The organism is Nostoc sp. DedVER02 (assembly GCF_034530675.2).
In the GTDB taxonomy this organism is placed as follows: domain Bacteria; phylum Cyanobacteriota; class Cyanobacteriia; order Cyanobacteriales; family Nostocaceae; genus Nostoc.
In genome coordinates, this window is record NZ_JAVRCP020000004.1 from 154,854 (window position 1) to 175,614 (window position 20,761).

General features: G+C 40.8%; 14 protein-coding genes. 5 read left to right on the forward strand and 9 right to left on the reverse strand.

The features are described 5' to 3' along the window. Positions 1-18 precede the first annotated feature (18 nt). The 3 genes from RMZ41_RS07620 to RMZ41_RS07630 all read right to left on the reverse strand — a co-directional run bounded on the left by RMZ41_RS07620 (position 19) and on the right by RMZ41_RS07630 (position 3,180). Complete coding sequence (locus tag RMZ41_RS07620; protein WP_322645386.1) at positions 19-1,539, reverse strand: NB-ARC domain-containing protein; 1,521 nt, start codon at positions 1,537-1,539, stop codon at positions 19-21. Between the two features lie 202 nt (positions 1,540-1,741). Then, complete coding sequence (locus RMZ41_RS07625) at positions 1,742-1,948, reverse strand: hypothetical protein (RefSeq protein ID WP_322645385.1); 207 nt, start codon at positions 1,946-1,948, stop codon at positions 1,742-1,744. A gap of 83 nt (positions 1,949-2,031) precedes the next feature. Beyond that, positions 2,032-3,180, reverse strand: a complete 1,149-nt coding sequence (locus RMZ41_RS07630) for a hypothetical protein (protein ID WP_322645384.1) — start codon at positions 3,178-3,180, stop codon at positions 2,032-2,034. A gap of 190 nt (positions 3,181-3,370) precedes the next feature. Here RMZ41_RS07630 and RMZ41_RS07635 point away from each other — a divergent pair, with 190 nt between their 5' ends. Continuing rightward, positions 3,371-5,824, forward strand: coding sequence for a VIT domain-containing protein (locus RMZ41_RS07635; protein ID WP_322645383.1), 2,454 nt, complete (start codon positions 3,371-3,373; stop codon positions 5,822-5,824). A 106-nt stretch (positions 5,825-5,930) separates the two neighbouring features. Here the strand turns inward: RMZ41_RS07635 and RMZ41_RS07640 are convergent, their stop codons facing one another. The 3 genes from RMZ41_RS07640 to RMZ41_RS07650 all read right to left on the reverse strand — a co-directional run bounded on the left by RMZ41_RS07640 (position 5,931) and on the right by RMZ41_RS07650 (position 10,635). After that, positions 5,931-7,985, reverse strand: a complete 2,055-nt coding sequence (locus RMZ41_RS07640) for a vWA domain-containing protein (RefSeq protein ID WP_322645382.1) — start codon at positions 7,983-7,985, stop codon at positions 5,931-5,933. Positions 7,986-8,391: 406 nt separating this feature from the next. After that, entirely contained in the window at positions 8,392-8,814 is a 423-nt protein-coding gene (locus RMZ41_RS07645) for a hypothetical protein (protein WP_322645381.1), read from the reverse strand. Positions 8,815-8,952: 138 nt separating this feature from the next. Next, a complete protein-coding gene (locus tag RMZ41_RS07650) occupies positions 8,953-10,635 on the reverse strand; it encodes a DUF262 domain-containing HNH endonuclease family protein (RefSeq protein WP_322645380.1) in 1,683 nt (560 codons plus the stop codon). Positions 10,636-10,856: 221 nt separating this feature from the next. Between RMZ41_RS07650 and RMZ41_RS07655 the strand changes: the two genes are divergently transcribed. Beyond that, positions 10,857-11,036: a high light inducible protein gene (locus tag RMZ41_RS07655; RefSeq protein WP_322645379.1), complete on the forward strand. Its 180-nt coding sequence runs from the start codon at positions 10,857-10,859 to the stop codon at positions 11,034-11,036. Between the two features lie 312 nt (positions 11,037-11,348). Next, complete coding sequence (locus RMZ41_RS07660) at positions 11,349-13,625, forward strand: FUSC family protein (protein WP_322645378.1); 2,277 nt, start codon at positions 11,349-11,351, stop codon at positions 13,623-13,625. A 720-nt stretch (positions 13,626-14,345) separates the two neighbouring features. Here RMZ41_RS07660 and RMZ41_RS07665 read toward each other — a convergent pair. Then, complete coding sequence (locus RMZ41_RS07665) at positions 14,346-14,738, reverse strand: peptidoglycan-binding domain-containing protein (protein WP_322645377.1); 393 nt, start codon at positions 14,736-14,738, stop codon at positions 14,346-14,348. Between the two features lie 258 nt (positions 14,739-14,996). After that, on the reverse strand, positions 14,997-16,514 hold the full coding sequence (locus RMZ41_RS07670; RefSeq protein WP_322645376.1) for a DUF3131 domain-containing protein: 1,518 nt from the start codon (positions 16,512-16,514) through the stop codon (positions 14,997-14,999). A 149-nt stretch (positions 16,515-16,663) separates the two neighbouring features. On the opposite strand from RMZ41_RS07670, the gene RMZ41_RS07675 reads away from it, so the two are divergent. Beyond that, positions 16,664-17,239 carry a TIGR04376 family protein gene (locus RMZ41_RS07675; protein ID WP_322645375.1) on the forward strand — a complete coding sequence of 192 codons (576 nt, stop codon included), beginning with the start codon at positions 16,664-16,666 and terminating at the stop codon, positions 17,237-17,239. Positions 17,240-17,536: 297 nt separating this feature from the next. After that, positions 17,537-18,631, forward strand: a complete 1,095-nt coding sequence (locus RMZ41_RS07680) for a patatin-like phospholipase family protein (RefSeq protein WP_322645374.1) — start codon at positions 17,537-17,539, stop codon at positions 18,629-18,631. A 301-nt stretch (positions 18,632-18,932) separates the two neighbouring features. Here the strand turns inward: RMZ41_RS07680 and RMZ41_RS07685 are convergent, their stop codons facing one another. Beyond that, positions 18,933-20,672, reverse strand: coding sequence for an ABC transporter permease (locus RMZ41_RS07685; protein ID WP_322645373.1), 1,740 nt, complete (start codon positions 20,670-20,672; stop codon positions 18,933-18,935). Positions 20,673-20,761: the final 89 nt, after the last annotated feature.

Sequence of the window (20,761 nt, forward strand, 5' to 3'; positions counted from 1 at the left end):
ATAGCCATTGCGGAAAATTTATTCTTTGGAAGTCTCTAACGAGTCTATTCCTGAGAGGATGGCTAAATTGCCGCCGATGTAACCCATTGCCAAAGGAGATTGATCCTTTAACAACAACAGAATCTGATTAAGCATTTGTGGAAGAGTTGCACCATACAAGTGCCAAAGCTTTTTCCAAAGTTGAGTTAAAATGCGATCGCCTGCAATATCGTCAGTACCCGGTCGTAGCAACCAATGGGTTCGCAATATTTGAAAATGGCGAATATCATGACTCTGCACAACTTGATGAATCTCTTGAGCAGTTTGTTCTACCAATTCATCTGTAACCACTTTCATTATCAGGGGTTGCAATGTAAATGAGGGTTCATAATCGCTGACCCATTTTTCTAAAAGCGATCGCCTTTCTAAGGCCATAATGCCCTCTAAAACCATCGCTGGGTCAACGGATATCAGCAAATGGGTTTGCAATCGAGAGAATGAGACAGGTTCTTGCCAAATAGCCAGCCAGTAGAGAATATCTTGCTCTAAGCCAGAAAGTTGCTCAAATTGCTGTTTGAGAATCACACGTAAGCGATCGCCTACAATTAGAGTATGGTGACTCAGAAAAGCGGCAACATTCCCAGCAAATACAGACTGAATCAATGGTGTGACTAGTTTCAGCGCTAAGGGATTACCGCGATAAAGTTGAATTAAAACTGATAACCCCAGTTCCTTGCCTGTCAATCCCCTTGATTGTAATAATTCTACAGCCTCTATTTTTTGCAATCCTTTGAGATTTAAACAGCGAAATGTTTTGGTATTAATTTCACCAGTGTTTATCTGTTCACGGCTGCTAATCAGAATACAACTTTGATGCCGTTCCCGACTTAATTGTTGGATAAATTGACCATAGCTGAGGTCTTCTGGCTGGGAGAAAGTAGCCTCGAATCCATCCAATATCAACAGACAGCGACGTTTTTGTAACTGCTGGATGAGTTGTGCAGTACCTTGTTGAATATTTTGGACAACGCCTTGCTCAAAGGAGTTTAGTAAGCTATTCAGCAGGGAAATGAGAGATGGGGAAGTTTGCAGAGACTTCCAAATTAAACAATCAAATTTTGACTGAATGCGGTCTACTAAAGCCAGTGCCAGGGCGGTTTTGCCAATACCAGCGATACCGTTAATGGTGATTAATTTACAGTTTTGGCTAGTTATCCATGCTTCTAACTGCGCCAATTCCTGATTTCGTCCATAAAAGCTTTCGATATCGGGTGCTTCATTGCGTTCTAGGTAAGGCGTAGTGATATCTGCAATCGATTCTAAATCTGCATTAGATGAATCTGCGATCGCTTCCCAGTTGAGAATACCAACAGCTTGACAGATGGCGATGAAAATTTCTCGCTGAATGCGATCGCCTTGCCAAAATCGGCGTAAAGTAGCTTTAGAGGTATGGGCATCTTGCCACCAACGCGCGGTGCTAGTTTTTGTCCAACCTAGACGTTGACGGGATTTGTCTACAATTGCTAGTCCTGCTGTTGATGCTTTCAGCGAGTTTGACATACATCTATCGTTTAGATTCCGACTTTTTTGATAAGTTGGGGATCTGGGAATGAGTTTCAAACAATTCTAATAAACCAATTGTACCTACGAAAAAAGTATAAATTCCATATTGAAGCGGCAAATATTTTTTCTTTATTTAATATAATTTAATTTCATCTTATTTTTTCAAAGATTTTGTTTTAGCATAGTATTCTTATTTTTATTAAAATGGATTTTCATAAAGGTATGGCTGTGTATTGTGCAAAGAATAAAGATTTGTATCTGATTGGGATTTTAGTGCCACTTGGTTATCTGGAGTTTTCACTTCCAGAATAATCACTTCTACAGCGTCCCCTGCATAAAAAGGTAAACCCTGTAGAGTCAGAGTTCCATCTTCAGTTAACACGATTTCTATCTTGTGAGCCTTCATCTTTCAACTCCTAAAGCAGAACTAAGAATGGAACAATAAAATGCTAATTTAGCCTATTTATCTATTGTGGTTTACAGTTTTAGCTATTTGTTATCAATAAGAATATCATATATAGATCCAACATAAAACTCTTGAACTTGATATGCTGTATGTATCCCATTAATCATGGTAACTATAACTCTCTCCATATTAGCCATGTCTTTTACCGGATCTCGCTGAAGTGAAGTTACTGTATTAACAGTATGTGCAAGATAATTACGAACGTTATCCCACAAATCTTTTATTATATCTTTTGCTTCATCTTCATCATTCCATCCGATCTCTTGATATCTTTTTCTTATTAATTTGTATTGCTCCCTCTGCAAGCCTGAAGGAGTCAACACGCTTGAACTATAATGCTCGTAAAGCTCCCATCCATGTGTAGAAATTTTGGCTATTCTCTCTCTGAGTTCCTTTCCTTGTAAACGCTCTTTATCATATTTTCGTGCTAAAGACTCTGCTATAGCAGCAAGATGCCTAAACCTTGCTTCCCAATTAGAAATATCACGACTTTCTCGAAATGCACGTAAGGCATCAAATAAACGATTTATAATCTCTGGATTGGAAGGATAAGTAAATGCAGCAGTACAAAGACTTCTAAACGTAATGTCAGCATATATAGTACCAAATTTTGAAAGCACTACGTCAACAGGTTGTTGAACTAATTGATATCGTGATATTTTTCGAGCGATAAATTTAGGAGCAATATCATTTTTCCCTAACCAAAAACACTGAACACCATTACCGATAGCACCAAAACTGCCAATGCTGAAATCTTCACCAGGTTTAAATAAACATAATCGCCAGACATCTAGAAACTGTTCTCCTCTGTTGATAATGTGCTGGAATAGTGAGTTGTTTATGGCCTCGTCTTCAACAGAAGTGTAATCTGTTCTGTCAAGTTCTATTTCAAGTGCGATACAGGTAAAGTCTCGTAACTTACGATTTGGAAACTGTTCTAAGTTATGTAACGTCTTGTCATCAATCTTCCACTCTTCGCTAAGTTGCTTGTATTGCTTAAATGTAAAACTTCCTAAGTATTCATAAGGTTGGCGAAATTCTGAACAACCTTTTGGATTAGGAATATAGTTAGGTGGACAACCGTAGACTTCCGCAGAGTACATCCTATAGTCGAAGTCTAAGTGAAGTCCATCGATGGGAGCAACAACATAGTAGGTAGATGTATTCGTCATAATGAGCTACAAATCCTTTACTACTTTTGCCTTGTTGCACTACACTGACATTTTTAGTATATCTTCCAACGAAAAACATTATTTCGCTCTAAACCCATCACTGAGCATCAGGTGAGCATAAAACTGAGCATATCTCCCAGAAAAACCCGCCTACGCTAGAGGCAGCAAACAAAAGTGTCAGGTAAAGATTATGACTCAAACCCTAGAACAACAACCCAGTGGCTTATATCTGCAAAACTCTAGCCAACAGATTGCCTTTCCCCTCAAACACACCGAAGTAAAAGCCAAAATTGCCGGCAATATCTCACGGGTGGAAGTTACCCAAAGTTTTGAAAATCCCTTTACCACAACCCTAGAAGCCGTTTATATTTTCCCCTTACCCGATGAAGCCGCCGTTGATGATATGCTGATTCGCATAGGCGATCGCACAATTCAAGGCAGCATCAAAAAACGTCAAGAAGCTTTAGCCATCTACGAACAAGCCAGAAAACAAGGACAGACAGCCGGACTCCTCGAACAAGAACGAGACAATATCTTCACCCAATCTCTGGCAAACATCAAACCAGGCGAACAAATCGATGTGATTATTTGCTACAGTGACAGCCTAAAATTTGAGGGGGGAAATTACGAATTTGTTTTCCCAATGGTTGTTGGCCCCCGTTACATTCCCGGAATCACCATCGAAGAAAATGCTGCTGGGGGTGGTTCAGCCATTGCACCCATGACTTTAAATCAAGATACCGATTTAGTTCCAGATGCTTCCCGCTTAAACGCTCCCATTTTGCCAGATGGAATGCGCTCCAGTCATGATATTAATGTCACTATAGAAATTAATGCTGGCGTTGAGATTCAAGATATTAACTCACCCTCTCACCAAATCCAAATCATCCGTGAAGGACAGTTAGTGAATGTCAAGTTAGGTGGTGGAGACACAATACCCAACAAAGACCTAATTTTACGCTACCAAGTTAGCAGTAATAACACCCAAACAACTACGCTTACTCAAGCCGATGAACGGGGTGGACACTTCGCTTTATACATGATTCCCGCCGTTGAATATCGTCCTGATGAGATTGTCGCCAAAGATATGGTGTTTCTCATCGACTCCTCCGGTTCTCAAAGCGGCGAACCACTGATGCAATGTCAGGAATTGATGCGCCGTTTTATCAATGGACTCAATCCCGACGATACCTTTAGCATTATTGATTTTTCCGATACTACACAGCAACTCTCACCCGTTCCCCTCGCCAATACTTTCCAAAATCGTTTATTAGCAATCAACTATATCAATCGGTTAAACGCTGGCGGTGGAACCGAGATGTTAGGTGGTATTCGCACCGTCTTAAATTTAAAAGCCACAAATCCGGGACGCTTGCGAAATATTGTTTTACTAACTGATGGCTATATCGGTAACGAAAACCAAATTTTAGCAGAAGTTAAACAGCGCCTCCAGCCAGGAACCCGCCTTCATAGCTTTGGTGCAGGTAGTTCGGTGAATCGTTTCTTACTCAATCGGATTGCAGAATTAGGACGGGGTATTGCTCGGATTATTCGCCATGATGAACCTGTAGATGAAGTAGTAGAAAAATTCTTCCGCCAAATCAATAATCCAGTCCTCGCCAATATTCAATTGCAATGGGAAGGTGATGGTGAATCTCCAATCATGTATCCTTCGACACCACCAGATTTATTTGCAGAGCAACCGTTAGTGTTATTTGGACGCAAACCAGACGCGCATTCTGGAAAGTTGCACGTTACCGGCATTGCTGCGGGTGGTAAGCGTTATCAGCACACTTTTCACCTGAATTTTCCACAAACAGGTAATCCCGCTATCGCTCAACTTTGGGGACGTTCCCGCATCAAGGATTTAATGAATCAAATGGTGAGTGGCGACACAAAGGCAGGTGTAGAAGCGGTGACAGATACGGCTCTGACTTATCAACTGTTATCGCAATATACGGCTTTTGTTGCCGTTAGTGATGATATCAGAGTCAATCCTAAGCAGGATTCTATATCTGTGCAAGTACCTGTAGAAATCCCTGAAGCAATCAGCTATGAAGGTATTTTTAGTAACGTCAGTTTTGGTGCTGCTCCTGGGGGTGGAATGGCAAGGAATCGCCAGGAAGCAAAGAAACAATCTGCACCACCCTTACCATCTCCAATGTCTGTATTACCACCACCATCCCCAATGTCTGCACCAGCAAAACCGATGCAACGGTTTGAAGAGATGGAGTCATTGTCAGAAATTGAACTTGGATATGCTGAAGATTCTAGTAATCTTGATAGCCTGTTATTAATTCCCGAAAGCTCGATGCCACAATTGGAAGATTTAAAAACCTTACGGAAAGAAGAATCTTCTGTCCCTCATTTACAGGTTGTGAGCGTGACGGGATTGAATCAGCAGATGATTTCTTTGCTGACTCAATACTTGCAAGCAATTCAACTCCCTAGAGGTTTCGGTGGTGATTTGGTGTTTGAATTCCAACTGAACCAGGGACGGGTGAGACAGTTGTTGCTGGATGAACAGACTTCATCCTTGAAGGAACAGACTGTGATTGAATTAATTAAGCGATCGCTTTTAGCTTGGCTACCTTCCCAGACTCTCACCAGTACAGTGGTGTTAACACTTCGGATTCAACCGTAAAAGCTCCTTTATATAGTGAAGAGCGATCGCCTGCGGTATACTTGTTAGCGATCGCTCTTTTGATATAGGTTTTAAAACGCCTTTTCGTACCGTCTTCTAATCAAAATCATTTCCTGGTAATCAACCCCCTAGATTGTTCTACCAAGCGAATAAACTCATCCCGATAGCCCTCTTGGTCTTCCCCCTTCGCCTGAGTAGCCAATTTCATCACCAAATCATAGTTAGCATTGCCCTTATACTCAGAGTCACGCAACACCATCCCAAAAGTAGCTACCGCAGCAGCAAATCTCAGGTTTGTAGAGGGTATCTGGTCGCTTCTCAAATCATCATCTTGAATGGTTTGGGAAATTAGTTGACTAATGCTGTCCTGGGGCAATTTATAACGCAGTTTCACCTGCATCAACTCATTACCAGCAGCATCGGGCGCAGTTTCACCAGAACGCTGATACCGCAATGGGTCTACCTCCGGCAGTTTCACATCACTCTTCGTTCCAGTAGGAATTATTTCATAAAGCGCCGTCACAGAATGACCAGCCCCAATATCTCCTGCATCTTTCTTATCGTCATTAAAATCCTGGTTTTGCAGCAAGCGGTTTTCGTAACCAATCAAGCGATATGCCTGAACTTTTGCCGGATTAAACTCCACTTGAATTTTCACATCTTTGGCAATGGTAAACAGAGTTCCCCTCAAATCGTTAACTAAAACCTTTTTGGCTTCCAATAGGGTATCGATGTAAGCATAATTGCCGTTACCCTTATCAGCCAATTGTTCCATTTTCCCGTCCTTATAATTACCAGTGCCAAATCCCAACACTGTCAGAAAAATTCCCTGTTCTCGCTTCTGTTCAATTAATCGCGTCAGTTCGCCATCGCTGGAAACCCCGACATTAAAATCTCCATCGGTAGCTAAAATGACTCTATTATTACCAGACTTGAGGAAGTTTTGTTTAGCTATTTTATAAGCTAGTTCAATGCCTTGACCGCCAGCAGTTGAACCTCCAGCCTCCAAGCGGTCAATCGCTGCCAGAATTGTTGATTTCTGACTACCAGGTGTAGCAGGTAAAACCACTCCAGCATTTCCAGCATAGACTACTAAACTTACCCGATCTTCAGGACGCAGTTTATTTACCAGCAATTTCAATGACTGTTGCACCAACGGCAATTTGTTGGGGTCATTCATAGAACCGGAGACATCAATCAGAAATACTAAATTACTGGGTGGTAAGGTTTCACTCTCTAGGCGTTTACCTTGCAAACCCACCTGTACCAGCTTGTGTTGAGGATTCCAGGGAGCAGCAGCAACTTCAGTGGTTACAGAAAAAGGGCGTTGACCTTTTGGTTGGGGATAATTATAGGTAAAATAGTTAATCAGTTCTTCAATTCGCACTGCATCCTTGGGTGGTAATTCCCCTTGAGTAATAAATCGTCGCACGTTGCTGTAGGATGCTGTATCTACATCAATAGAAAAGGTCGAAAGAGGGTCATTACCAACGCGATGAAAAGGATTATCCTCAATTCGGTTGTAGTTCTCCGTATTGAATCTCCTAACTGTTTGTGGCTCAGGGGCAACTACTCCCCTAGTTCCACCAGCTCGGATTTTAGGCATGTATGCACGGTTAACAACTTGATTCTGCACAGATGAACCAGACGGAATACTAAGGGATGGAACCGCAGGTGAGGGTTGAGTCTTTCGGGTAGAATCGGCTTGAGTACGTTCTCTGGGAGCCTGAATCGGAGCTTCCAATTCATCTATCTGACTTCTTAGGGTTGCTAACTCTGGTGCGAATTCGGACTGCAACCGTTGCAAAGTTTTCATATCTGCTTCGGTCACTATCTTGGGGTCAGTCGCTATTAGCTCATTGCTCCGATTCATACAGGCATTCAAGACTGTGGCAAACGCAGTCCGGGTTATCGGAACATTACCAAAGTTTTGAAGAGAGACAACACAACTATACTTTTGTACAAATGCCTGGAGTGCTTTGTAGTCAGGGTGATTGGGTAAAATGGAGGTTGTTGGAGTAGAACTGAGAAGAGTCTGATTGCCTGGAACCGCAACTGTAGCAGACTGACGTAAAACAGCAATTCCTACTGAAGGTATTAATAATAACAGTGTTACAATACTGACTCGTTGCCACATTTTGGATGGAATCGGGTAAGACATGGCTAAATCCTCACACTAAATTTGTGTATCAGTTCAAAACCTTTTGGTATGTGTGGAAGCCCTGTCTCTTCAGACGGGGTTGCTAACATTTGAAGTTTCCACTTACTCAGAATAGTCTTGAACAGCCTGGGATCTCATGACTGTTGCAGTTTTGGTAACTGTAGCGGATACAACACTAAATCCGGATTTCTCACCACATCTCTATAGAGCCTTGTGCAGGGGAGCAGGGGAGCAGGGGAGGAAGAAGTTGTAGTGAGTTTTTCCCCTCTGCCCCTCTGCTCCCATGCACCTCAAGCTTGTGAGAAATGCGGGTAAATATTCCTGTCAACCATTAAGGAATATTAGAAGTTATAAAAATAAAATATCTTAACCCGAATTCAAGTTAAGTTAAGCCTCTAATAGGGTTTCAAGAGAAATGATACAAAACATTTCCCTCTTCATTTACTTCAAAAGCAGCATTAAGTTCCTTGGCTTTGTCATCTAAATATTGTTTAGCTAGCTGGGTTGATATTTCAGCATTTTTCGCCAGTTGTAATACCGTTATTCTGCCAGCATTTTGCTCAATTAATTCTAAGAACACTAACTGAAGACGCTTTTGTTCTGATTCTATAAGTAATGCTTTTTCCTTTCGATTCTGCTGCACTAAAGACCAACTCAACCAGCCTCCTATAAGGGTTGAAGGAATAGTAAGAATAGTTAAGGCAGCTACATCATTTTCCTTTTCTTTAGCGGGAGTTTTGGGACTGAGAAGTTCTAGAATTATCACCGCAGAAAAGGGAATGCCAAATAATAGAAAACATATTGCTAAAATCTTTTTAACTAGTTTCATACAACCTTATTCAACTCTTAACAAATAATGTAAAAATTACAACTCTATTATAGAGTGTATAATAACGTTTGGGAGAAGGAAAGGGACAGGTATAAGCTTAAAATAACTTCAAATCCAGCAGATGTCCAGCGATCGCACTTACAGCCGCCATATTTTTCTCAGACTCTCCAAACAATCCTTTTGTCGCTGCTCAATAACTGCTGGAGTCCATTCAGATTGTTGTAAAACTTGGGTTGTCAGTACAAAAGGAGAAATACCTTTTTTGCTAACAAAATACTTTTCTTTCTTTTTATCAAAATCGTAGTTTTGTGCTTCAGAATTCTTATTTCGAGAGAGTAACGCCAAATTACCTATGCGATGCACATACTGAAGACGTTCTTCATCATCGGGAAACCACTGAAGCCATTTACTTCCTACACTTGGGTTCTGAGGAAGTACGTGTTCAACTGTAATAACTGAATAGTCGTAACTCGCTTCCCCTTCGGAAAGTGCAGAGTCAAGGCGCAAAAGAACATATTGCCTAATTCGCTTAATAAGATATATATCTCCATCAAGGGTTTTAATAATTCGATTTATTTCTTGAGAAGTTAGCTGTAAAGGTGAATCAAATGCATATAAATCGGCATCTTTTTCAATAGCGTCAAGGACTTTGGCATACCGTCCGATTCGGTCGTTAATGTCCGCACGTAAAATAAATAAACCTGCTGCTAATCGCTCAAGATCAGTAAAAAACTGTTTTAATTTGTCAGGACTCTGACTATTTATAGAAAAATATAAAATTGCTGGCGGAACCCAATCAAAATTATCTATTTGATTCAACCATCGAAGTAAAGAATTAATCGTTTCTGCATCTTTATCGCTTCGATAATTTGCCGTATTAATAATTTCTAACGCATCAGAATAAGGCTTTAATACTTTGTCAATAAATTTATGTGGCTCTATTTTAGGCAATATATCTTCACGAAATTCCTTGAGAGCAGTCTTACGCGGTTTAGCTTTACGATCAATCATGCGGATATGGGCGAATAGCTCTTGAAACTTCTCTCGACCTAAATCTTCTTCTTCAGTTTCCCAGATTCTTGTGTATTTATCCTGTTGAGATTGATCAATTTTTCCAATAACCTCTGATTTTAGAAAATCACTGAGTGTCAGGTCTAAACCACGCGCATTTAGAATAGAAAATATCCGATAAGCTGAGTCAAGATCGGGTGTAGAAACAACTACTAAGAAACAGCACGTCATTAAATAGTGACTCAAACGACTTCGCTGTTGTTCAGAAAGTTTACCTAATTGCTCAAAGAAATAACTTGCATTGATTTTAATATTTTTTTGACTATCGCTTAACTGGAAATTATCAAGTTTTAGAAGTTTATCTAACCCATTTTCGCATTGTACATAATCACGAAAAAACTCTTCATCTCTTTCTCTTAATTTGAGGCGATAACAATCGGATGTTCCTTCAAACTCATCGCCTTCTTGATAAATATATTTTGTAATTTTTGATGCATTCTTTTCACTGAATAAATTTCGTAAAACAGATAGAAGAATTGTGAGAGTCGTTAGGCGTTGCTGACCATCTACAACGTCTGCTTTAGGAGCATCTTCACTTTTAATCAGAACTATACTTCCTAAAAAATAAGGGTTGGCATCAGCTACGGCTTCTGAACCATCTCCTAAAAAAGACAACAAATCAGTTAACAACTCACTTGCTTGGTCTTTTGTCCATGCATAAGGACGCTGATAAGCCGGTATGGAAAATGCAAAGTCATTACTAAAAACCTTTAATAGTGCTTTTTCTGTAGCGTGAATGGATACTGACATAAATTTCAAGTACTACTTAAGTATAATCTGATGCAACTTACCCTAATCAAACGCAGTTTAACTCACCATTAATGCGATCGCCAGATTGAATTAATTCAAGTTACATACAATTTTCTTCAGCTTTTCTTTATTCACTCAATGTTGCATTTTTTTAAACATCTGTTACATTACTTTACAGATAGTTACAACTGCTACAAAACTTGAACTTTGGAGTTTTACTTATGACAGGTTTTAAGAATCCTACACCTACTGTTTCAGAAGCTCCTAATGCTGTGCGTTTTGGCTTCACTCCTCAGAGTGAAAATTGGAATGGTCGTCTTGCAATGATTGGTTTTGTATCTGCAATTTTGATTGAAGCTTTTTCTGGTCAAGGTTTACTCCATTTTTGGGGCATCCTCTAAGGGACTTCCAACTAAAAAAATATCCCATCGCTGTGTAGGCAGGGGAGCAGGGGGCAGGGGGCAGGAGGAGAAAGAAAAATATTATCTGAGTAAATTGGATAATTTATTTTCTGGAAGTCCCTAAGTTAACCTAAAATAGGCGCTTAGAAACTGTGTCTATACGAGATGCCTTCAAACAAGGGGATTTTGCCCCTTGTTTATCTGCGTCCTGTAAGCGATCGATATACCCTTGAACGGGATTAACATAGATGTGATTTTGTTTAAAATGCTGTAAGAGGCGATTTGCTTTGTTTATAGTCGCCAGCTTAAATAATGCAATCTACAGATAAACGTCCTCTCAGTTGGTTATTGCAACAGTTTCAACTCAAGCCAGGTAAACCCGCCATTTTCTCAGGATTGCGTAGCCTTTTTATCCTGGGTGTCCCCATTGGAGTTGGCATCATAACTAATCATGCGGCTGAAAGTGCGATCGCTACAATGGCAGCTTGGTTTGTTGGAATGGTAAATGTTGACGGAGCCTATCGCCAGAGAGCGACTGCTATGATAGCAGCTACGATTGGGGTAACTTTGATGTTCCTAATCGCCAGTTTGGTTAGTAATCATCTCTGGTTAGCCATCCCGACAACTTTTTTAGTAATATTTATCTCAGGTTTAGCAAGTCTCTATGGCAATGTGGCTGCATCTGTCAGCTTGATTACATCAATCATGTTTGTCATCTCCCTTGCTAAATTTGCTTCATTTTCTAATTGGTCTACTCTTATCCTGCACTGTGTGCTGTGTCTAGCTGGTGGCGCGTGGACAAGTTTGTTGTTATTAGGATTATGGGTAGTGCGTCCTGATGTGCCGGCAATGCAGATAGTTGCTAACTGTTATCTTTCGTTGAGCCAATTTGTAAACTTGGCAAGCCAGAGAGGAGTAAACCCAAATGAGCGTCAGGAGTGGACAAGGCAATTTTTACAAGCTCAAGATACCGTCATCCAGGATTTGACATCTGCTCGTAGTGTCTGGACAACTATTTGGACTAGGCAAAGAGGAGCTACCCTGCGGGGAAATCAGTTACTCGTATTAATTGAGGATGTCAATCAAATTGTCAATTCTGTTGTTGCACTGAGCGAACTGTTAGCGATCGCATCCGAACATCAACTATTTTATCGATTGCAGGAAGAAATTCAGCAAGTGATAGAACAATTGGCAGTAGCTCTACAAATGTTATCAGAAGCAATATCTAGAGGAAAAAACTCAGTTCACTTGGGGGATCTAGATCGGACAGTTGAAGCACTAGAACACCGATGGGAAGTTCTCCGCGCTCAAGTCTTCAATCAAACAATAAATGTTCAGATAGATGAATATCCCGATGTAGTCAACATTAGGAAGATTACAGCCAGCCTGACAAAGTTAGCACAGCAAATTCATACTGATGCTGATGTTGTAACAGATTTAATCCAGGGGAAAAAGAGCAGTATTACCCAGCGAGATATTACTCCCCCAGCCCAGTCAGAGCCGACTACAATTATTGATACACTGCGGCAGAACTTCACTTTTGAGTCAGTCCTCTTTCGTCATGCGTTGCGCCTCGCGCTGATCGTAACCTTCGCTGAATTACTTGCCTCAGTATTGCCAATACCCAGAGGTTACTGGATAACGTTAACAGCGCTAGTTGCACTCAAGCCAAACTTTGGGGGAACGTCTGAGACGACAGTACAAAGAGTTATTGGGACTATTTTGGGTGGAATTATTGGTATTAGTTTGATTTTACTGCTTAAGAATTCATTAGCGATCGCAGTTTGTTTTTTGTTACTGGTGTTTGTGGCGATGTCGGTGCGATCGTTAAGCTACAGCATATTTATTATCTTGCTGACTCCTGCCATTATTTTACTCCTCAATCTTATTAAGGCAGGTGGCTGGGAAGTTGGAGTATTGCGGATCGTCGATAGCTTAATTGGCGGTGTCTTAGCATTGCTTGGCAGCTACTTGCTTTTTCCCACTTGGGAACGACAACAACTTCCCGCACAACTGGAAAAGACAATTAGAGCTAATCTTGCATACTTTCAACAGGTTATTGCTAATTATTTGCATCCACAACCGGATACGTCTATAAATATGCTACGCCATCAAGCGGCACTAGAGAACGTCAACGCTAACGCTTCTGCTCAACGATTGTTCAGCGAACCGCGTCACATTCAGGGAGAAATCGAACCTGTAATGACTCTGATAACATATATTCGTGGATTTTTCAGTTCGGTTACAACTCTGGCAGAACATAAGCGGGAATTTAGCGGCGAGTACCAATTTACAGAACTCAAACTACTTGCTGATACCATTATCCAAATTTTGGAAAACTTAGCAGATGCCCTTGGGCAACGACAGCCACCCCAAGCGTTACCAGCGCTGGATAGCTATCTCGAAGTAATTCACAACCAAATTGAACAGTTACACACTGCTCGTTTATCAGAGATTGCCACAAATTCCCAGACATTAACTTCTACATTACAAGCCGTTCGAGAACAAACTCCCTTATCCATAGAACTGGATCGAATTGTGAATGAAATTAAAGTTATGCACTGTGTAATTTCTCGTCTACAAGATTGAAGTAAGAACTTTTTTATAGGGTAAAAAGCTTTTATTTTTAATCCAATATTTTCCGATAGGGGCAATTCATGAATTGCCCTATAGGATTACTATTTGATTTTTGAACGAAATTAGGTATTGTAGAGTGTGTTAGAACGGAGTTCGTAACGCACTATTATCAAGGGTTTGATCCCACATTTCTCACAAGCTTATGAAGCGATTGATGATGAGTAATAAGTAAAAGAGCAACAGGCGCAATACCAGTGCAAAAACTTGTACATTCTTACTATGCACTCCTTACTCACTACTGATAAAGAGTAAGAAGTAAGAAGTAATGAGTAAGAAACAAGAAATAAGATATTGAAGTATTCGCTCATAACTCATTACTCATTACTCACTACTCATTACTCACTACTCATTACTCCTCCATTCGAGGTGTGGTGAGAAATCCGGGTGATGCGTTGCGCTGTCGCTAACACATCCTACGTATATTTTCTCCAAATCAAACCGGATTCCTATATATGTAGTTTTGCATAAGTTATAAGAATATTAAAATGCCTACGAGATAGTCGTAGGCAATATCTAGATAAAAAAGGTTGATTTAATATGCCCCATACCCAAAAACCCCACCCACTTGCAGGATGGAGTTTTTCATCGTTCTTTTATTACCTGTATCAAAGTTGGCGTTGTTTAGTAGTTTTACTTTCACTTCACTCTAGCAAACAACTTAACTAAATCATCTTATTTGAGAGCAGCCAAAGTCCGGTGTCCAAGTATTCCGTCTGCTCTTAATCCTTTAGATTTTTGAAATTTGATCACTGCTGAACGGGTCTTGTTATCAAAGACACCATTTACATTTGCAGTATAGAATCCTTGTTGTTTTAAAGCATTCTGAGCAGTTTTGACTGCTTCTCCTCTGCTACCTACAGTCAGGGCGGTACTATGATTAGACTTGTGCTTGGCATTCAGCTTACGGACAGCATTAGGCTTTTTCACAGTGTTGCCTTGCTGAGTGTTTTGTGCAACTTGGGTAGCAGCAATCCGATTATGGCTTTTATTATTACTTAAAGAGTAAGCAGGTACAGCAGTTGCTAAAGTCAACACAGGGATCAAAGCAAGTAGTTTCCAATTCATCTTTTTGTTCCTTCTAAACTATGATTTTGCAATTTTGATTTGAAGATTCATGCTATGAGGACTTGTACCTGATAGCGATTCTCTTCGCTCAATTCTGATGTGGGAATTTGCTATGGGGCTAGTCTATTTTTTGACCCAGAGCTTTACTATCACACGGCATATTGACAGAGGCATTACAAAATTGTGACGAAACCATGAATAATTTATACTTCTATGCAAGGTCAGCTTTTTCATGGTTATATAATCTTAAGCTGTAGCTTACGGTGTTCTAATAGACCTCTGGGTTAACCTCTGGCTTTTCACCCCTGCCCAAACGGTAAGTGGTTGTCCAACCTGTTTATACAGCAAGCTTTCTAAAATCACGCCATTATTGTTGGCGGTGAGAGTTTTATTTGGCTGATGGAGAGATTCATAAAAGCCGTTGTACCAACCATCTTTAGAGTTAAGGTTAGCTTGGACAAAATTAAATAACTGGCTAGTGTAAGTAGTGTTGTAAAGTACATGCCAGCCGATCGCAGCTTTGGCACTGAGAAATCGCAAATCGTTGTGTTTTTCTCCGGTGTCTGCGATCGTTGCCCAAGGTTCTCCGTTCACAAACAAGCTGCTGTAAACAAAGTATGGCGCACGATCTAAGTTGTCTTCGGTGACAGCAGTTAATTGTTGTGTGGCTTCATAACGCCCTACTTGAGCAGCTAAAATCCGATCGGCATAAGCTTTTGGCAAAGCTTGAAATCCAGTTTCGATGCCATCTAAAATGTAGGGTTCGCTGAGAACATAGTTATTAGCTCCAGAGTTTTTAAAGTCGCGGCGATCGTAAGGAATTCCCTGTCCGTAAAGATCGACAAAGGCAGTATTGGACTGATAATCCAATGCTTGTGTAACATTCAAGCCCCAAAGCTTTAAACCATAAGCAGCATAATTCTCATAGCCCAAGCGCCCTTCTTGATTGTATTGTTCTTTACCTTTAATAACGGCAGTACCGTACATTTGCCCATTTTTGGTAAGACGCTTGACTTGCCAATTTTTCCAAACTGCTTCTGTTTCTAGTCGCATTTCTGGATACTTTGCGCCGACAATCTTCAACCAGATTGCCATCCTTCCTAAATCGATGGCTGACCAACCAATTTCTTCGCGTTTTTCTAGTTGACCATAATTAACGGGTACAAGGGTTTTGGCATTGTAGACTTTGTTGGGTAGTTCACCTTTGTATAAGGGCATCGATGCCAGTGTTTTCAACATTTTGCTCATTTTGGCTTCAAATTCAGCCGCAGGCACGATATTGAGTTCTCTAGCACTGACCAAGGCTGCGATCGCTGCTGTCTGATCCCACATACTGACAGAGGCAAAGCCATCAACAGAATTGACCAAGCCAGTTTCATTATTCCAGTTGCGTTGGAAGTATGACCAAGCAATACGTGCAGTTTTCGTTTCCTCTGGAGTCAGTTTTCCCACTCCAGGAGCAATGTATGGAATTATGGCAACTGTGAGTTGGTTTTTAGGAATGGATTGACCTGGTAAAACTACAGATTTAGCATCAAGGCTAGCAATTATTTCAGATGCTTTAGCACCAGAGACAGCGCTTTCGGGTTTCTTTGGTTGTACCAACTGGCGTGAAGCGGTTTCGGATGTTGAAATTTCAGGTTTTTCTATGGAAGCTTTAGAAAGTTGCTTAGACCAAACATTCAAAATTGCGATCGCTATTACAGCCGTAACTACTCCTCCTACAGAAGCTAGCATGGACAAGTTCTTAGGTGGTGGTTGAAAATCAGAACTCATACTGATTAAAGCCTTATTTTATAAGTCAGCGTTGTTTGCGTAGTTTCACCAAATACATTCTTCCCAACTTTGAAATCTAACTAACACCCGAAAGTCCACCGGACTACTACAATAAAATAGTCACGCACCCGATCTCTGGAGTTCTAGCAGTGGGCTTATTTGATGATTTGAGTCGGTTTTTAGAAAACCGTTTAGAAGAATTCTTGCGTAACAATCCACATTTGGAGTTAGAGGCGCTGCTAGAACAGCTGCGTGAGCAAGAAGAAGACACATTAAAGCTGATCGCAGACTTACAATTACAAGAGAAGCGATCGCAAGAAGACATTCTCTCCACCGCTCAAGAAATTCAGCGTTGGCATATCCGCGTTCAAAAAGCCAAAAACGCTAATAGAGAAGATTTAGCGAGTGCGGCGGGTGAGCGAGAAGCAGCCCTGTTGCGCGAAGGAAATCAGAAGTGGGGACACATGCAAGGGCTGAAAGAACGCATTAACCAATCTCAAGAACTTCTACGAAAAATTCAGCAACGCCGACAAGAGGTGCAAGCTAAAGCAGCCGAAGCACAGACAGCCCGTGACAAGGCGCAAACTCAGCAGCGTTTTGAAACCAGTGGTTGGTCAAATAAAACTAGTAGTTCTTCTAGTGGGTTTGATGATTTAGAAGAGAAGTTCCGTAGTTGGGAAACCCAAGATGAATTAGAACAAATGAAACGGAATCTAGGGAAATAATAAGCTGTTGTGTTTTTAATTTGCACATTGAGACAGCAGGGGAGCAGGGGAGAGTTCAAATACCAAGTTCTTTCCCCTCTGCCCCTCCCCTCGATCTTGTGAGAAATCCGGGGAAGCCGTAGGCAGGGTGAGGTTTTGACCGACTTACTTATCATGTCCGGTTAAACAAAAGTCAAATGCAAATGTTCCACTTCGTTGCACTCGCAATGACATATCACAAGTAGGCATTAATTGAAATTTTCATATCGCAGCTGGGAATACTTATGCAAGTACACAGCTATATGAGGCTACTTAAATATGTCATCTCAAAACCAGGACAAGAAAAAATTTAGGATACTTGCTTTAGATGGGGGTGGAATTCGGGGCGTAGTCACAGCAAAAATTCTCGAAAAATTGCAGAAGCAACTAAAACAACCTCTAAACAAATACTTCGACCTAATCACCGGTACATCTACTGGTTCAATTGTAGCTGCTGGTTTAGTCATAGGTAAAACACCAGAACAACTGGCAGGTATTTATGAAAAGAGAGGGAAAGAAATCTTCAAAAGTCCATTTTTCCGAATCCCAATATTGAGTACGAAGTATTCTAATGAAGGGTTAATTCAAGTTTTAAAAGAAGAACTAGGGGAAAAAATTACACTCCGTGAAGTTGGACAACTACCAGGAGCAGAATTGTTAGTTCTTGCCTATGATACTTTATATCGCAATACAACCTTGTTTGCTAGTCGTCATTTTGAAAAACATAATGGTTGCTGGTTTAACGATAAGCTACTGTGGGAGATTTGTGTCAGTTCTGCATCAGCACCTACTTTCTTTCCTCCCTATGAATTTACATGGGAAGATGAAAAAGGACAGTGGACATTTCCTCATGTTGATGGAGGAATAGGAGCTAACTGCCCTTCTCTGGCAGCAATTCGTTATGCCATGAGCGAAAAAGAACAAAGTATTCAGGATATCTCTATTCTTTCTATTGGGACAGGCAGAACTACCAGACCGCTTGAATACAAAGAAATTAAAAACTGGAATCTTCTTAATTGGGCAAAAAATATTCCTGATGTATTTATGGGAGGTCAAATTCAGATTAATACTGAGTCGTGTCAAGATATTCTAAATGCAGTTAATCCCGGCAGTTATTGCCGACTTCAATTTAACATAACTGAGCCATTTGAGAAAAAAGGAAGTGAAATTGAACCTGCAAGAATAATCAAGCCAAAGGAGCGAAAAAATAAATTCACTAAGGAGCATATCAACGATGCAATGGATGATGCGAGTGAAGAGAATATTAGGAAGTTACTGGATGCTGCATCTGAATATGCTGATAGTAAGCATAGTGAGATCGAAAATTTCATAAACTATCAAGAGTCAACAAACTTGCAACCAATAACTGTCTAGGTTCAATTTATTTGCAAAATTGCCATAATTTAACCTAGTTCAGTTAAGCCTACAAATCTCAATACGGTTCCCCGACTTGTACCCCTTCGGGGAAGCAAGCTACGCGCAGCATCTTTGACAGGAGAAGCAACTGGGGCGAGGTAGAGAGAAGAAAGAGATGCTTAACTGAACGTATTGGGTTCTACAGCAGATTGCAACTTGGTGAGGTACAGACGATCTTAAGGGCACAGCACTGCTGTGCCCCTACCTGTGTACTTTATTTACTTGAAAAACGCTATAAATAGAATGGCAAGCTGTAAAACTAAACCAATAATTGATATTTCTCTTGAGCCAGATTGTAAAGTGGTCGCCAAATTAAACGATTGGTTAATACTACTAACAAAGACATTACTACAGTGGAAGCTAATAGCAGTGAAAAATTACCTGTTGCTGTAGCATGAGAAATCGTTGCCCCCAATCCAGGAGTAGTAATTACTCGCCCTTGAAATGTCACGTACTCGCTGACGATACTGGCATTCCAAGCGCCACCAACTGCGGTAATAATTCCTGTAATTAGGTAGGGAAAGATTGCGGGTAAAATTAGGGTTCGCCAACGCTGCAAAGTCGAGAGTTTATAGACCGAAGCTGCTTCGATTAGGTCTGAAGGTATTGACTGCGCCCCAGCAATGACATTGAACAGGATATACCACATTGTACCTAGCATCATCAGAGCGATCGCACCAATTTGCAAACCGCCAGCAATGCGGGTTAACCCCAGCAATAACACTGGAAATAAAGCTGTTGCTGGTACAGAAGCGGCAATTTGTACCAATGGTTGCAATACTTGAGCTAGCTGCCGATTCCGCCCAATTGCTACGCCTACGGGTACTGTCCACAACAGTGATAATATCAAAGCAATTATTACCCGCAATGCTGTCAACGTAGCACCCTTCATTACCTGTTGCCAATCAGCCCAGCCCAAAGTCCGTAAAAGTAGCACAGCTTCCCAAGTACCCCACAAAACAATTAAGGTGAAGCCGCTCACAAATACCCAATTTAAAAAACTCGGCAAATTTAGGCTACCTTTGGCATTTATAGGCACTGGACGCACGGGAAACGAACGAATTAAACTATCATCTATGACTGTTTGTAGTGGTTGAAAAACGCGATCGCTAATTGCGTGTAAAGTTGGCGATCGCCTCACAACATCCAATACCCATGATTGGGGTGCATTCTCAGTTTCAACCATCTCCAACTTAAATCTTTCTGCCCAAGCAATCAGCGGTCGCCATACAAAAAAATCAGTTGCCACAATGATGCTAATTAGCACTACCAAACCCCAAAATATAGCTTTAAAGTCTCCATTGTTGGCTGCTGTGCCGAGAAAAGAGCCTAATCCAGGCAAGCGAAAATCTTGATTACCCAAGGTAAAGGACTCAATAGCAATTAAAAAAAACCAACCTCCAGCTACCGACATTACACTATTCCACACCAAACCAATTACCCCAGATGGTAACTCTAATGTCCAAAAACGTTGCCAAGGATTAAGCCGATAAACTCGCGCTGCTTCTAGTAATTCGCGCGGAATACTTTGGAGAGACTGGTAAAAACTAAAAGTCATATTCCAAGTCATACCAGTAAAAATTAGCAGAATTGCTGCTAGTTCTACACCAATTCTCTGACCGGGAAACAGAGAAATTAAAGCCAGTACCACACCTGGTAAAAAAGACAACACTGGAATCGATTGCAGAATATCCAACATCGGAATTAAAATCCGTTCTGCAAGCCGAGAACGATAAGCAGTGTAGGCATACAATAGGGTAAAAATTAAGGATAAAAAGTAAGCAAGCCCCATACGAATTAAGGTTTGGGCTGTATATCCTGGTAAGGTATTGATGTTTGTAGAAATTGTTAGTTCAGGTTGAAAAGTACCGCTAAATTTGGAAGCAGTTCTAACAATTGCCACAATTAAGGATAAAATCGCTAAAATCAGCAATCCATCTTGCCAAGTCCAATTGTTATGTCTCAGAGTTTTATTATCAGGAGTGAGGGGTCGAGTCATAAGGTTGGGGAATTGGGAATGGGGAATTGGGAATTGGGAATGGGGAATTGGGAATGGGGAATGGGGGGAGAATGACAAATGAAAAATGA